At 41.5% G+C, this 14,917-nt stretch carries 10 protein-coding genes and 1 pseudogene; all 11 read right to left on the bottom strand.

Translation table 11 applies throughout. The annotated features are described in order from the left end of the window. Positions 1-342: 342 nt before the first annotated feature. The gene (locus Q0K96_RS13235) at positions 343-801 is read right to left on the bottom strand and encodes a DinB family protein (RefSeq protein ID WP_297334457.1); all 459 of its coding nucleotides are present in this window, start codon (positions 799-801) and stop codon (positions 343-345) included. Positions 802-808: 7 nt separating this feature from the next. Beyond that, complete coding sequence (locus tag Q0K96_RS13230; RefSeq protein WP_297334456.1) at positions 809-3,511, bottom strand: PAS domain-containing protein; 2,703 nt, start codon at positions 3,509-3,511, stop codon at positions 809-811. Positions 3,512-3,708: 197 nt separating this feature from the next. Beyond that, the gene (gene acs / locus Q0K96_RS13225) at positions 3,709-5,616 is read right to left on the bottom strand and encodes an acetate--CoA ligase (protein ID WP_297334455.1); all 1,908 of its coding nucleotides are present in this window, start codon (positions 5,614-5,616) and stop codon (positions 3,709-3,711) included. Between the two features lie 91 nt (positions 5,617-5,707). Next, a pseudogene (locus tag Q0K96_RS13220) lies at positions 5,708-7,618 on the bottom strand (acetate--CoA ligase); the annotation flags it as partial. 19 nt (positions 7,619-7,637) lie between these two features. Continuing rightward, positions 7,638-8,000: a response regulator gene (locus Q0K96_RS13215; RefSeq protein WP_297334454.1), complete on the bottom strand. Its 363-nt coding sequence runs from the start codon at positions 7,998-8,000 to the stop codon at positions 7,638-7,640. Between the two features lie 8 nt (positions 8,001-8,008). Then, positions 8,009-10,696 (bottom strand): ATP-binding protein, encoded by a 2,688-nt coding sequence (locus Q0K96_RS13210; protein ID WP_297334453.1) that lies wholly within the window; start codon positions 10,694-10,696, stop codon positions 8,009-8,011. Then, positions 10,689-10,883 carry a hypothetical protein gene (locus Q0K96_RS13205; protein ID WP_297334452.1) on the bottom strand — a complete coding sequence of 65 codons (195 nt, stop codon included), beginning with the start codon at positions 10,881-10,883 and terminating at the stop codon, positions 10,689-10,691. Before Q0K96_RS13205 ends, Q0K96_RS13210 begins: the two co-directional genes overlap by 8 nt. A 53-nt stretch (positions 10,884-10,936) precedes the next feature. Continuing rightward, on the bottom strand, positions 10,937-12,694 hold the full coding sequence (locus tag Q0K96_RS13200) for a sodium:solute symporter family protein (protein WP_297334451.1): 1,758 nt from the start codon (positions 12,692-12,694) through the stop codon (positions 10,937-10,939). Between the two features lie 28 nt (positions 12,695-12,722). After that, positions 12,723-12,980 (bottom strand): DUF4212 domain-containing protein, encoded by a 258-nt coding sequence (locus Q0K96_RS13195; RefSeq protein ID WP_223052665.1) that lies wholly within the window; start codon positions 12,978-12,980, stop codon positions 12,723-12,725. A 19-nt stretch (positions 12,981-12,999) separates the two neighbouring features. Continuing rightward, a complete protein-coding gene (locus Q0K96_RS13190; protein ID WP_297334450.1) occupies positions 13,000-14,376 on the bottom strand; it encodes a porin in 1,377 nt (458 codons plus the stop codon). 105 nt (positions 14,377-14,481) lie between these two features. Then, positions 14,482-14,917, bottom strand: a 436-nt coding sequence (locus tag Q0K96_RS13185; RefSeq protein WP_297334449.1) for a helix-turn-helix domain-containing protein, incomplete at its 5' end; no start/stop codon positions are given.

Below are 14,917 nucleotides of genomic sequence, written 5' to 3'. Positions count from 1 at the left end.
AAACCGATAATAGTATAGCAACACAGTTTTTAAATATTATCTTTTCTTCCATAAAATAATAAATATCGTTTTTATGCAAATCGGGAATTTTGTCTTGTGAATAGATTATATCGTTGACAATATTAAAAAACCATAATGAAAGTATATAGCAGCACTAATAAAACCTAGTGACAGAAAGAATATTATTAACTTTTTTGTTAACTTATGTTTCATGCAGATATTTAATTAACCATTTAGATATAGGTAATTATTAAAACAACTATCATTGACTCAGGCATTTTTGACATTTTAATGAACTATCACACTTTGAGCATCTATCAAAGAAAATGACTTTAAACCAACTCAAACCTCCAAATCCCTTTTATAAAAAATGTAATCGGTTACCAGTGGCATAATGCCATTTTCTTTACAACTGGTAGCTATTTGCCCCCTGTGGTAGGTGCTGTGGTTAATTACATGAAAAAGGATATCCTTTACCGTGTTGGTAAACGGCTGCCCTTTGCTGTTAATGTAACTGATAACCGTTTCAAGGTCGGCACTTTCAAGTATGGCAAGTGAGTCCTGATAGTTTTGCGTGTTAATTGTCTTTAGTTTGTCTATCGGGCGCATTTCGCAAACCTGCGTGTGGCACTCGCTGCCGTTAATACGTGCATTCCATATTTCGTGGGCATTAATGGTGTGGTTAAGCAGTGTAAGGGCTTTTTCAGGCATGGGCACAATACTGCTTGCAATTAGCGCATCGGTTACTTTATCATTAAAATGGTATGTGTACTGAAACAGTTCGGCAAAAAAAGGTTTCATATAATTATTATTGCTTTTGTTTTTCAGGAAGTAATATATGAAATGAGGTACCGGCATCAGGCTCTGATTTTATAAATATGGCGCCGTTATGATTATTTACTATGCGCCTGCATATTGCCAGCCCTATACCCGACCCTGAATACTCCTCGCGCCCGTGCAGCCTTTTAAAGACCTCAAACACCTGCTTAACATATTGCGGACTTATGCCAATGCCGTTATCTTTTATAGTAAAAACATAGTAAGCAGTATATATGTCGGCATGGGCAATGTGGGTATTAATGGTTTCTTTATCTGCAATGTCGCAACTAATGGTTATTTGCGGCTGTCTTTCTTTAGGTACGAATTTAAGGGCGTTGCTTATCAGGTTATAAAAAAGCTGGTTCATTTGTAGTGGTACAGCCTCAATTTCAGCGAGGTTTTCATAGCTAACCTTAGCCGACTTTTCCTCTATAAGCAGTTCAAAGTCGTTAATAACAGCTTTTACAATTTCGGTAAGGTTAACAGTTACAAATCGTATATCCGGGTTTAAAAGCCTCGAAAACTCCAGCAAGTCCTTAATAAGTAATGACATCCTTTCAGATGATTTCAATATCTTATCTATAACAGACTTGTGCCTGCCTTCTGTATCTTTTTCGCGCAACAGGTTAGAAAAGATGCTTATTTTACGAAGCGGCTCCTGCAGGTCGTGGCTTGCCACATAAGCATACTGCGCCAGTTCCTCATTAGAGTGGATAAGCTGCCTGTTGGCTTCCTCAAGTTCTACATTGGCCCGCTGCAGTTCTTCTGTTCTTTCCTTAACCTGATTTTCCAGTTCAAGCTGTAATTTCTTTTGAGCCGTAATGTCCTGCGCCGTACCTGTAAGTAAATAAGGGGTGCCCTCTTCATTAAAAAAGGCCCTGCCCTGTGCGTGCAGTATACGCTCACGGCCTGTTATGCGGTTTACAACGGTATATTGCTCATCATAATGCCTGTCAGAACCCGGCCTTATTGCTTTTTCTACGGCAGCGGCAATCCTGTCACGGTCTTTAGCATGTATTACTTGCAGTACCTGATCTAAGGTTACTGTTTTACCATCAAAACCAAACCACTGCAGCATCCTTTCAGAATAGGTAACCATACTGCTTTCCGGATAAAAACTCCATGTACCCAGCTCGGCAAGCTCTATGGCCCCGCGCAAGGAGGCTTCGGCTTCCTCTATAGCCTGGCGCACTTTCATCGATTCGGTAACATCAATAGCAACATCCAGGACTGCGGTAACCTTGCCATCGGCATCAAAAAGCGGTGTATAGCTTACGTTATAATAATTATGCGTCATTACCCCATGCTTAACAATATCTACCTGGCGGGCATAATTATGCACTTTTTCACCCGTTTCAAGTACATGGTGCATAAGGTCTATAGATTTCTGCCCTGCCATTTCGGGCATTGCTTCAAGCAACGGCATACCGGTTATATCTTCCTTGCGGCCAACAATTTCCTGAAATGCTTTGTTGGTAACATCTATTATAAGGTCTTTACCCCTGAAAACTGCCATAGCAGCCGGGGCAGAGTTTACGATAGCCCTTATCTGCGATTCGCTTTCCTGCAATTTTCTCACGTTTTTAAGACGCTGGGTAACATCGGTAGCAAGTATTAATACGCCATTAATGTTGCCTTCTTCATCTCGCAGTGCAGAATAGGTAAAGTCAAAATAAAAATCTTTCAGCTCGCCGCTATGCATAAGTTTTGCGGGGTAATCATAGCCGTAAAATGTTTCGCCGGTAGTATATACATTTTCCAAAAGATCTATAAAACCCTGGTCTTTTACTTCAGGCAATGCTTCTGCTATTGGCATACCGGTAATTGCAGTGCCCTTACCCCAAAGTTCGAATATTCGTTCATTACCCACTTCTATTACCATATCCTTTCCGCTCAGGAAAGCAATGGCTACAGGGCTTTGTTCAACTATAGCCCTGATTTTTAATTCAGATTCCTGCCTTTTGCGCTTGGCTATAACCCTGTCTGTAACGTTAACTGCAGTATTGAGTATGGCATATATCTCACCTTTTTCGTCATACATTGGCTTATAGGTAAAGTCGAAATAATATACATCCAGTACACCATTAAGCGCGAGCCTTGCCGGTGCTTCAAATACCTGGTAAATAACACCTGTTGTAAAAACATTATCAAGTATCTGAAGGAAAGGCTGCCCCTCAAGCTCCGGAACAGCATTTTCAAGCCTTGTGCCTATTACAGAACGGTCTTTACCCCAATAGCTAAGCATAACATCATTAGCAATGCCTATAATTAGCTCCCTGCCTACATATAATCCTACAGCTAAAGGCGCTTCTGCTATTATAGATCTAAGGTCATACTGCCCTACCTGTGGCTCAAAAAAGTTACTGTTACGGATTTGCTGAACAGTACCTGAAGCAATAATAGCACCTTCTTCATTAAAAAATTTACCGCGCACCAAAAGCCTTTTACCGTCAAGCTGTTGCGAAAGGCGGTATTTAAACGCAATATCGCCGGTGGCAGCGGTTATAAAAGACTCCCATGTAGCAAGCGTTTCATCTGCATCCCTCGGATGTGTATACCTGAGTATATCGGTATAATGTACCTCACTTTCTCCCTGTAGCCCGAATAATGATGCTGAAACAGCATCAATCTGCATCATACCTGATGAAACAGATAACTGCCAAGCACCGATACCTGAGGCCTTCAAGGCCATTTTTATTGCTGAATCTGAAAAATAAGATGATGACATAGTGCAGTGAAGATACTTGTAAACAAATATATCAATATAAAAGTAATTTAACCCTCATTTTAAGATTGGCTTTACATAATTAAATGTTCATAAATCTGTTTGGTTTAGGCATAAAAAAACAGCCCTTAAAGGCTGTTTCAAAAAATAGTATGTGTTTGTTGTTATAGTTTTCCTTCTTTTATTTCCTCAACAATCTCAGGATTTAATAAAGTAGTAGTATCGCCAAAGTTAGAGAAATCGCCTTCTGCTATTTTCCTGAGTATACGCCTCATGATTTTACCTGAACGTGTTTTTGGTAACCCCGATACAAACTGAATTTTATCAAGCTTGGCAATAGGCCCGATATGGCTTGAGATATGTTCGTTAATCTCTTTCTTAAGATTTTCCCTGTCTCTGCCCTCGCCTGACTCTTTTAAGATAATAAAGCCGTAAAGGGCGTTGCCTTTTACATCGTGCGGGACACCAACTATAGCCGATTCAGCAACAGCCGGATGCTCGTTAATGGCATCTTCTATAGGTGCTGTGCCCAAGTTGTGTCCCGATACTATAACCACATCATCTACACGGCCTGTAATGCGGTAATACCCTACCTCATCTCGCAGTGCGCCGTCGCCTGTAAAGTATTTACCCGGGAAGGTAGAAAAGTAGGTTTCTTTAAACCTTTGATGGTCGCCCCAGATGCTGCGCGCCATTCCCGGCCAGGGGAATTTTATACAAAGGCTGCCCACTACCTGGTTACCTTCAATTTCGTTTCGCTTTTCATCCATGAGCACAGGCTGCACACCCGGTAATGGCAAAGTTGCATAAGTAGGTTTGGTTGGTGTCACAAATGGTAGTGGCGATATCATTATGCCTCCCGTTTCGGTTTGCCACCAGGTATCTACAATTGGTGATTTTTTCTTGCCGACATGGTCGTTATACCAGTGCCACGCCTCTTCATTAATTGGTTCGCCTACAGAGCCTATTACTTTTAGCGTAGACAGATCGTATTTATCTACCCATTCCCAGTTTTCTTTTGCAAGAGAACGTATTGCTGTTGGTGCGGTATAGAACTGGGTAACTTTATGCTTATCTATCACTTCCCAAAAACGCCCGAAATCAGGATATGAAGGAATGCCTTCAAAAATAACTGTTGTGGCACCGTTAAGCAACGGGCCGTAAACAATATAAGAATGTCCGGTAATCCAGCCAATATCTGCCGTACACCAGTACACATCATTTTCTTCGTAGGCAAATATATTTTTGAAGGTGTATGCCGAATATACCATGTAACCTGCTGTAGTATGCAGCATACCTTTAGGTTTACCTGTAGAGCCAGATGTATATAATATAAACAGCGGATCTTCGGCATCCATAATCTCGGCAACGTTATTAGCCATTGCCTCGTCAAGTAGTGGTTGTAACCATATATCACGGCCTTCTTTCATCTTAACTTCAGAGCCTGTGCGCTTAACAACAAGTACTTTCTCTACTGTTTCGCACTTTTGCAGTGCTTCGTCAATAATACTTTTAAGCTCTATGGTCTTATTACCACGGAAGCCTCCGTCTGATGTTATAACCATTTTACAGGCGCTGTCATTTATCCTTGAAGTTACCGCAGAAGCAGAAAAACCTGCAAATACAACAGAGTGAATTGCGCCTATACGGGCACAGGCCAATACTGCAACAGCAAGCTCGGGTATCATTGGCAGGTATATGCACACCCTGTCCCCTTTCTTAATGCCCTGGTCGCGCAGTACATTAGCCATTTTGCAAACCCTGTCATACAACTCATTGTACGTTATGTGCTGTGCTGCTTCGGCAGGATTGTTAGGTTCAAAAATAATGGCAGTTTTTTCGCCACGTTTTGCCAAATGCCTGTCTATGCAGTTTTTGGTAATATTTACTTTGGCATTTAAAAACCATTTGATATTAGCCTCCTGCATATCAAACTCTACAACCTTGTCCCATTTTTGGTACCATGTAAAATTTTCATCGGCAATACGTTCCCAGAATTTTCTTGGCTCACGTATGGATTTATTATAATGTTTAAAATATTGTTCGAGATTTTTGACCTGATAATAACTCATCTTATAAAATATTTAGAGAATTTTTACGAATTGTAAATATATCAATGTATTAAATTATATCCTATATATTTATGCTAAAATAATATATACACTATACCTCATGCTTAGATGACCTGTATCGGCTTACATCAGTAAGTATTTCATCAATAATTGCTTCATCATCTATTGTTGAAGGTACCTGGTATGCTGCACCGTCTAACAGGTTGCGCAGCAGCTTGCGGAGTATTTTGCCTGAGCGTGTTTTCGGCAGCCGCTTAACATCTATAACATTTTTCATAGAGGCAACAGCTCCTATCTGCCCTCTTACAAGCTGCACTATTTCATATTCAAGCTGAAAATGCTCATACTGAATACCCGACTTAACCACCACCAGCGCCATGGGCACCTGCCCTTTAAGCTCATCGGTAACACCAATTACGGCACATTCAGCAACCGCAGGGTGAGATGCTACAACTTCTTCCATTTCTGCGGTAGAGAGCCTGTGCCCTGCCACATTTATGACATCATCTATGCGCCCTGTAATATATACATATCCGTCCTCATCACGATAGCCCCCGTCACCTGCAAGGTAATATTCCGGAAATTTGGTAAAATATCCCGCTTTAAAACGCGCTTCATCCTCCCACAATCCAAGCATATTGCCCGGCGGCAGCGGCAGCTTTACCACTACATAACCTTCTTCATTTGCGCCAACCTCTTCTCCGTTTTCATTAAATATTTTCAGGTTATATCCACATACCGGAACGGTTGCAGAACCCGGTTTTACCGGCATTTTCTCTACACCAAGCATGTTGGCAACCATAGGCCAGCCGGACTCTGTTTGCCACCAGTGGTCTATCACAGGTATGGGTATATGCTGCCTGTACCAATCCAGTGTAGAAACATCACACCTTTCACCGGCAAGAAACTGGTTTTTAAGGCTGCTAAGGTTATATTGTTTTATCAGCTTCCCTTCCGGGTCTTCTTTTTTAATTGCCCTTATCGCAGTTGGGGCGGTAAACATGGTTTGCACCTTGTGCTGCTCTATTACCCGCCAAAAAGTACCTGCATCGGGTGTGCGGATAGGTTTGCCCTCAAAAAGTACTGTAGGGTTCCTGTTTATCATTGGGCCATATAATATGTAGCTATGCCCTACAGCCCAACCCATATCAGATGCTGCCCAATATACCTCGCCTTCCGCAACATCATAAACATATTTCATCGAAAATTTAAGTGCCGTGGCATAACCACCTGTATCTCTTACAATTCCTTTTGGTTTTCCTGTAGTGCCGGATGTGTATAAAATATAAAGCGGATGGTTGGAATTCAGAATTTCATACCCTGTTTCGGCAGATGAATTAACCAGTGTCTCATAATCTTCGTCATACTCCCTGAAAGGAATTTTAGCACCCAGCTTCCTGTTAAAAATTATTACTTTTTCGGGTTTATGTTCGGCAAGGTCTATTGCTTCATCAACAAGTGGTTTGTATGCTATGAGTTTATCCACTTCTATTCCTGATGAAGCCGTAAGTATAAGTTTTGGCCTGCAATCGTCTATACGTATTGCAAGCTCGTGCGGTGCAAAGCCACCAAATACCACCGAATGTGTTATGCCAAGCCTTGCACATGCCAGCATGGCGAAAGCAGTTTGCGGTATCATGGGCATATATATTATTGCCGTATCACCTTTACTAAAACCAAGTGAGAGTATAGCTCCGGCAAGTTTTGCCACTTCTGCCTTTACCTGATTATAGGTGTAGTAGGTTACTGTTTGTGTTACAGGCGAGTCATATATAAGGGCGGTTTCGCCTCCAAAACCATCTTCTATATGTTTGTCTACAGCAAGATAACACATGTTCAGCTCGCCGTCTTTAAACCACAACGGGTAACCTGCGCCATCTTCAGAAAGTATTTCAGTTGGTTTTTTAAACCATGCTATTGCATCGGCCTGTTCCTGCCAAAAAACAGCAGGGTCAGCTATACTGTTGTTATAAAATTCATTATAGTTCATTTGTGTTGGTTTTGTTGTTGTTTTTACCGGTTCAGGTAATCAGTTCGTTTACCTGTTCTATCAGTTTTTTAATCGAAAACGGCTTGGTCATGTAAAGATCTGCACCAAGTGCAAGGCCTTTTTCTATATCACTCTCCTTATTTTTTGCAGAAAGGAAAATTACCCTGCAACCACTAAGCCTTTCCTCTTTTTTTATCTGTTCCAGTGTTGCATAGCCATCTACATGCGGCATCATAACATCCAGTATTATTACATCCGGAAGGTGGCTTTTTAAAATATCAAGCGCCTCCTGCCCGTCGCGTGCAATAAATACCTCAAAATTATTTTTCTTGAAAGTATATTCTAAAGACATTACAATGTTTGGCTCGTCATCTACTATCAATATTTTTTTCATAACAGCTTTTATAAGTTTTTAGGTAATGTAAATATAAGCCTTGCACCGCTGCCATTTGCATTTTCTGCCCATATTTTACCATTGTGCCGCTCTATAATCTGCCTGCTTATGGCAAGGCCAAGGCCACTGCCTACAGGCTTTTTGATATTTTGGTTATTAGATTGATAAAACTTATCAAAAATCAGCTCTATATCTGCGGGGTCTATACCTTTGCCATTATCTTCTATCATAGTAGTCAACATATCTTTATTGTCATTTATTGATATGTGTATAATCCCGTTTTGCTCAGGGCAAAACTTAATAGCATTTGCCAACAGGTTGGTTACTACCTGTACTATCCTGTCCTCATCATAACAAGCCTTTGTGCTTCCTGAAGTATTAAGAACTACATGAATGTTTTTATTGGCAATAAGCTGCTGCAGTGGCTCCAATGCTCTATTTACCGTTTCCTCTAAATTATTTGCAGATAGGTTTATATCCTGCCTGCCTGTTTCAAATTTTTCAAGGTCTAATATCTGGCTAATAAGCCTGTTAAGCCTGTCTGATTCTGTTATTATATTCTGAAGGAACTGCTTTTTAAGCTCTTCGGGAATTTCGTCGTCATCATGTAATATTTCGCTTGCCGCCCTTATAGCTGTTATAGGGGTTCTCAGCTCATGGGTTACCGTATCGAGGAATTCATCCTTCTGCCTGTCTTTCCACAACAGTTTTTCATTGGCTTCCTTTAGCTGTGCTGTTATCTTCTGCAACTCATTAGACGTTTCTGTAAGCTTTTTGTTAATAATGATGTTTTCCTTACTCTCTTCAAGTATTTTTAAAACTTCCGGCAGCGTTATTTTCTCTTCCTTAACAACGCTGGCTATCAGTATTTTTGCCGATGCGGTACCAATGTGCCCCGTCAGCAGGTTTTCGGCAAACTTTACCAGCCGTGCATCGGCAAGTTCCTGGTCTTTGTCAACATTATACTTCAGGTTAAAAATGTTCATTGCCCTTTTGGTACGCTCCTCACCTAAAAACCTTTTCAGCACCTTCTCTATATCACTTGTATAGGCAGTACCTTTCCAGATAAAAGCCTTTTCGTGCATGTTGATGTAGCGGTCAATATCTACAAACATTTCGGCATAATTCCTTTCCCTGTAATTGCCTTTAAAACTGACAGAAACAGCCATGTAAAAGAAAATATTTACGAGCAGGCTCCAAAACAGCGCGTGCGGAACCGGGGTTAAATAATCCAGCCCTAACAATGAAAACGGCTTTAGCAGGGTAACACCAAGAGGGCCTTCGGTAATGATGCTGCCTCCCATTTTTGCAACGCCCGTAGCATATGGTACCAGCAGTGTATAGGTACATACCATAAACCCGCCTGTAATACCTGCAACAGCACCGTTGCGCGAACCGCGCCTCCACAATATAGCACCAAAAAAGGCAGGCGCAAGCTGTGCTATTACAACAAAAGCAACCAAACCTATAGATACAAGGTTATAATCTAGTACAAGCCCTTTATAAATAATATAAGAAGCTATGACAAGGCTGAAAATACCTATTTTCCGGATGTTTACAATCCGTTTGCTGTTGGTTTCCTCATCACTGCTTTGCAATGCCCCTAAAAAGCCATAAGGTATCAGGATGTTATTACTAAGCATGGTAGAAAGGCTTATTGATGATACCACTATCATAGATATAGCCGCAGAAAAGCCCCCTAAGAATACTAATACTGTTACAACAGGGTTACCCATAATCCTCGGAATCATCAATGAATAAGTATCGGGGTTTACCCCCTGCCCTTCAAAAAGGATATTGCCGCCCCATGCTATTGGATAAACAAAAAGGTTGAACAACAGCAGGTAAAGCGGAAATAGCCATATAGCCGTTTTTAAATGGTGCTCCCTGTTATTCTCTATCACACTCATCTGGAACTGGCGCGGCAGCAGGAAAATGGCAAACAGCGAAAGCAGGCATAAAAAGAACCAGTTTATAGCCTCAGGTATCCCACCGACTGTATTTTTTTGGGCATAACCTTCAAGCTGTGCAGCTTTTTCGGTAATGTCGCCAAAACCATCAAAAACATAAAAGGTTACATAAAGCCCCAGCAGCAGGAAAAAGAACAGCTTTAATACAGACTCCATTGCTACCGCTGTAACAATTCCTTTTCTTTTTTGTGAAGCATCTACATAGCGTGTGCCGTAATAAGATGCAAAGAGCGCCAGCGCTATGGCTACATAAGTAGTTGTGTCATATATAAAATTGGTGCTCTCGGTAGTGTTGGTAACCACATGAAATGTTTCTGATATTGCTTTTAGCTGAAGGGCTATGTATGGCAGTACTCCAAAAAGCACAATCAGCGTTACCAATGCACCTAAAAAACGGCTGTTGCCATAACGCAGTGAAATAAAGTCGGCAATGCTCGATATTTTATTGATACGCGAAATACGGATAACCTTCCGTAACAGGATTATCCATGCGGGTATTATAATAACCGGCCCAACATATACCGGCAGGTAGCCCACCCCGCTGTTGGCGGCAAGCCCTATACTGCCATAGTATGTCCATGCGCTGCAATATACAGCAAGCGACAGCGAGTACACATACGGGTTGTTTGTCCACCTTATATTGCCTTTTTTTTCTGCCCAGTGTGCCACAAAAAAAAGCAGTGCAAGGTAACCGCTTAAAATAATAAGTAATACCGCACTACTCATAGTACCTCATGAATACAAAAAGTGACACCAATATTGATAAAAGCCATACCGAAAAGATATATACATAAATAAGCGGCAGCCCCAAAACCGCCTCACTGCTGTCAAAAAGCAACAGTAACGGCATATTAAAGGCGAGCAGCAGCCCAACTGAAAGTATAATTAGCTTTTGCTGATGGCGTTTTTTCATCTGTTATATTACTAATTCCCTGCCTGGTTTAAACAGGCAGGGAATGGTATTTATTAATGATCTACTGCTTCTCCGGCTCCCGAAGGTATCCTTATGTTTTCTACAATTTCCTGTACATCCTGCGGTGGCGGTGGCGTAAACTGGTTTATTATTATAGCTACGGCAAAGTTTACTATCATGGCTATAGTACCAAACCCTTCGGGAGATATACCAAACCACCAGTCAGGTTTAAGGCTGTCTACAGCCTCCTGGCCTCCATCAAATATACCAAATTTAAACTTAAGCATGTAAAAAAGCATGAGTGCAAGCCCAACTATCATACCACCTACAGCGCCTTCTTTATTCATGCGCTTGTAAAAGATACCCAGTATGATGGCAGGGAAGAACGAAGCGGCTGCAAGCCCGAATGCAAGCGCTACAACGGCAGCAACAAAGCCCGGAGGGTTAATACCAAAGTATCCGGCAATGCAAACCGCTACAACTGCCGAAAGGCGTGCAGCTATAAGCTCTCCTTTTTCAGAAATATCAGGTTTTACCATTTTCTTGATAAGGTCGTGCGATACTGAAGATGATATTACCAAAAGTAAGCCGGCAGCAGTAGAAAGTGCAGCGGCAAGCCCACCGGCAGCCACAAGGGCAATAACCCAGTTTGGCAGTTGTGCAATTTCAGGGTTGGCAAGTACCATGATATCATTATCAATGGTAAGCTCATTTCCCTTAAAGCCTTTTTTCTGGGCGGCAGCTAAAAATTCCTCATTTTTAGACTTTTCATTGTAGTACTGAATTTTTCCGTCCTGGTTCTTGTCTTCATATTTTAAAAGCCCTGTCTTTTCCCAGTTTTTAAACCACGCAGGCATGGTGGCATATTCTTTATCGCTTACCGTTTCAATTAAGTTGGTACGCGCAAATACAGCCACAGCAGGTGCGGTAGTATAAAGTATGGCAATAAAAAGCAACGCTAAACCTGCCGATTTACGTGCATCTTTTACCTTTTTAACCGTAAAGAAACGCACAATTACGTGCGGTAAACCTGCCGTGCCCACCATAAGGGCAAGTGTTATGGCAAATACATCTGTAAGCGATTTAGAGCCATCGGTATATTCGCTGAAACCAAGTTCTGTAGAAAGCCCGTTCAGTTTATCGAGAAGATAAGTTCCTGAACCATCAGCCACTGTACCGCCCATGCCCAACTGCGGCACAGGGTTGCCTGTCATTTGAATTGATATGAATATAGCTGGTACCATAAAAGCAAATATAAGCACACAATATTGGGCCACCTGGGTATAGGTAATACCTTTCATACCTCCTAATACGGCATAAAACAATACTATGATCATCCCGATTATTACTCCTGTATTAATATCAACCTCTAAAAACCTTGAAAAGACTACTCCTACTCCCCTCATTTGCCCCGCTACATAGGTAAATGATACAATTAGTGCACATATTACCGCAACCGAGCGTGCTGTTTTAGAGTAATAACGGTCGCCTATAAAATCAGGCACCGTGAATTTTCCGAACTTCCGTAAATAGGGCGCCAAAAGCAATGCCAGCAGCACATAGCCCCCTGTCCATCCCATTAAGTAAGTAGCGCCGTCATACCCGGCAAATGAAATAATCCCCGCCATTGATATAAATGATGCGGCGCTCATCCAGTCGGCTGCTGTAGCCATACCATTTGCAAGGGGCGATACACCGCCGCCTGCAACATAAAATTCTTTAGTAGAACCGGCACGAGACCATATGGCGATTCCGATGTAAAGGGCAAATGATACCCCTACAATTATATAAGTCCAGGTTTGAACATCCATTTTTGTAAATCTTTAAATGTTAATAGAATTAATCGTTGTATCCATATTTTTTGTCGAGCTTGTTCATAAGCCTTACATATACAAAAATCAGGATAACAAACACGTAGATAGAACCCTGCTGCGCAAACCAGAACCCCAAAGGGAAACCGCCCAGCTTAATACTGTTTAATGCATCTTTAAACAATATGCCTGCACCATATGATACTATAAACCATATCAGCAGCAGTATAAACAGGTACTTAAGGTTTTCCCGCCAGTACGCCGTTGCTTTTTGTTGTTTTTCCATAACCGTAAGTATTTTGTATTTATAAATAGATTTGTAGCTGCATAATAAATTCGCCTTTAGATGAAACATCATCTGATGCGGTATAAACCGGCCTTGTAGAGTATTGGGTGGTAATTTTGGCATGATGACCGTTTATAAAGAAGTTAGCACCCAAATCAAACTGCGTACTGGATTTTTCGAGAGCCTCAAAGTTTTTATAAGTAAAGGCACCAAAAGGCTGTATGCGCACTACGGGCTTTTCGGTAGCAGACGGCAGCAGGAAGCCTGCCTGTGTGTACCAGATATTACCTGTACCAATAAGCGGCTGGTTGCTGCCTGCGCCCGCAAGCGCGGTTGCTCCTGCAAAGTCAGGGTTGGGTACACCAACATTCATAATACCGATGTTCCTGATGTAATTAGGGCCAAAATCGTAGTTGTAGAAAACGCTGTAGGCTGTTAAAGCCATTTTCTTTTCGGGGCTGCCCACAGGAAGGTCGGCAAAAACATCGGCTGCAAAAAGGTTCATATCATGCTTTTCTATTTCGCCACCTACAGATGTCTTTGTGCTTTCGGGAGCATTATAAAAGCCCGCACCAATATTAAATACTTTTTTAGTGCCGAGGTAAGTACCCACTTTATAAGGCAAAAAGTTAGATTCCTGGTCTAAAAACTGGTATTCTACATAACCGGCTGTGCTCCATTTGGTATTGCCGTTATTATCTACCGCAACCGCTGCATCTGCTGCAGGCACATCAACAGGGGCAACATTGGTAGCAAAAGGCTTGTTATAAGATAGCCTGTATTCAAACTTACCTGCCTTGCCTTTAGCAAAAAAGCCCATCTGCCTTGCAAACTGATCTGAGTTTTCAATTAAAGGCCAGTTAAAAATCGGTGCATCAAGCGTAAGAAAGTTAAGTGTAGAAGCCATTGTCATACGCGAAAGCCCCATATAATAATGAAGCCCGCCGCCAAGCGTAAGGCTGAACTTTTTATCGGCCTGCGGCAGTACTACAGCATACTCGTTCCATGCATCATGAAAAAACAGCCCGGGCTTTTTGCCTGCACCATACCCGCCTGTACCTGTAGAGCTTACCGCTCCGCCATTAGTAAAAGTCTGGTTATTAATACCAAAATGGGTTAAAATTAAATAACGGGGGCTAACCTGTGCATAAAGCAAAAAGCGAAGCCTCCTGTTACCAATATCGGTACTGCTTGTAGCCTCTTCGCCGTTAACCATGGTTCCGGGATTAAACTCTGTACTCTTAAACCATATCTGGTTCCATGCAATTACCCGCATGTACTTTGTGCCGGTGGTGTCAAGATTAAACTTTAAGCCACCTCCATACTCCGGAGAGCCTTGTGAGTAACCCGCAAAGCATGCGAGCAGCAAGCCGGCAATAAGGTAAAGTCGTTTCATAATCTGGTTGTTTTTGTGGTTAAAAAAACGTTTTCGGTACAGCCAAATTCTAAAAATGAAACGACGTGTTGCTAATGTGGTATATATATTTGTAAATAAGTATAGTTAATCTTTAAAACGCTCCCATTTTATAAGCATAAACTTGTCTCCCAGTTCAGTAATAATCATGCCTGCACCGCTAAGCTGGTTTTTATTTTTAAGATATTCTATCAGCTCCGGGTGGTTAAAAATCTTATACGTAGGATGGTAATCGCCATGTGAAGGCTTCTTTACCCTGAACTCCTTAACCCAGTTGCTTACTGTTACATGGCTAACACCTATAATGCGTTCTATTTCACGGTAGCTCAAGCCTTCTAAATACAGTTGTAAAGCCTTAGTTACATAGTAGTTATCTATTTTTTTACCTATTTTATTTACCGTAAAATAGTAATTGCATTTCTTGCACAGGTAACGCTGTTTCTGGTTTACAATTCCACTTTTAACAATATGGTTATTATGGCATTTAGGGCATGATAAAAGTTCCATATATAGTTTTTTTGCA

The organism is Flavobacterium sp., assembly GCF_024305175.1.
GTDB lineage: Bacteria > Bacteroidota > Bacteroidia > Flavobacteriales > Flavobacteriaceae > Flavobacterium.
Note: the sequence above shows the minus strand (reverse complement) of the source record. Positions and strands in the feature narration are given on the sequence as shown.

Bases quoted from the DNA above. Each gene is read 5' to 3' on its own strand.
- Q0K96_RS13210 (WP_297334453.1), bottom strand. From the start codon at position 10,696: ATGAGTAGTGCGGTATTACTTATTATTTTAAGCGGTTACCTTGCACTG.
- Q0K96_RS13230 (WP_297334456.1), bottom strand. From the start codon at position 3,511: ATGGCCTTGAAGGCCTCAGGTATCGGTGCTTGGCAGTTATCTGTTTCA.
- Q0K96_RS13200 (WP_297334451.1), bottom strand. From the start codon at position 12,694: ATGGATGTTCAAACCTGGACTTATATAATTGTAGGGGTATCATTTGCC.
- Q0K96_RS13190 (WP_297334450.1), bottom strand. From the start codon at position 14,376: ATGAAACGACTTTACCTTATTGCCGGCTTGCTGCTCGCATGCTTTGCG.
- Q0K96_RS13205 (WP_297334452.1), bottom strand. From the start codon at position 10,883: ATGAAAAAACGCCATCAGCAAAAGCTAATTATACTTTCAGTTGGGCTG.
- Q0K96_RS13235 (WP_297334457.1), bottom strand. From the start codon at position 801: ATGAAACCTTTTTTTGCCGAACTGTTTCAGTACACATACCATTTTAAT.
- acs (WP_297334455.1), bottom strand. From the start codon at position 5,616: ATGAGTTATTATCAGGTCAAAAATCTCGAACAATATTTTAAACATTAT.
- Q0K96_RS13215 (WP_297334454.1), bottom strand. From the start codon at position 8,000: ATGAAAAAAATATTGATAGTAGATGACGAGCCAAACATTGTAATGTCT.
- Q0K96_RS13195 (WP_223052665.1), bottom strand. From the start codon at position 12,980: ATGGAAAAACAACAAAAAGCAACGGCGTACTGGCGGGAAAACCTTAAG.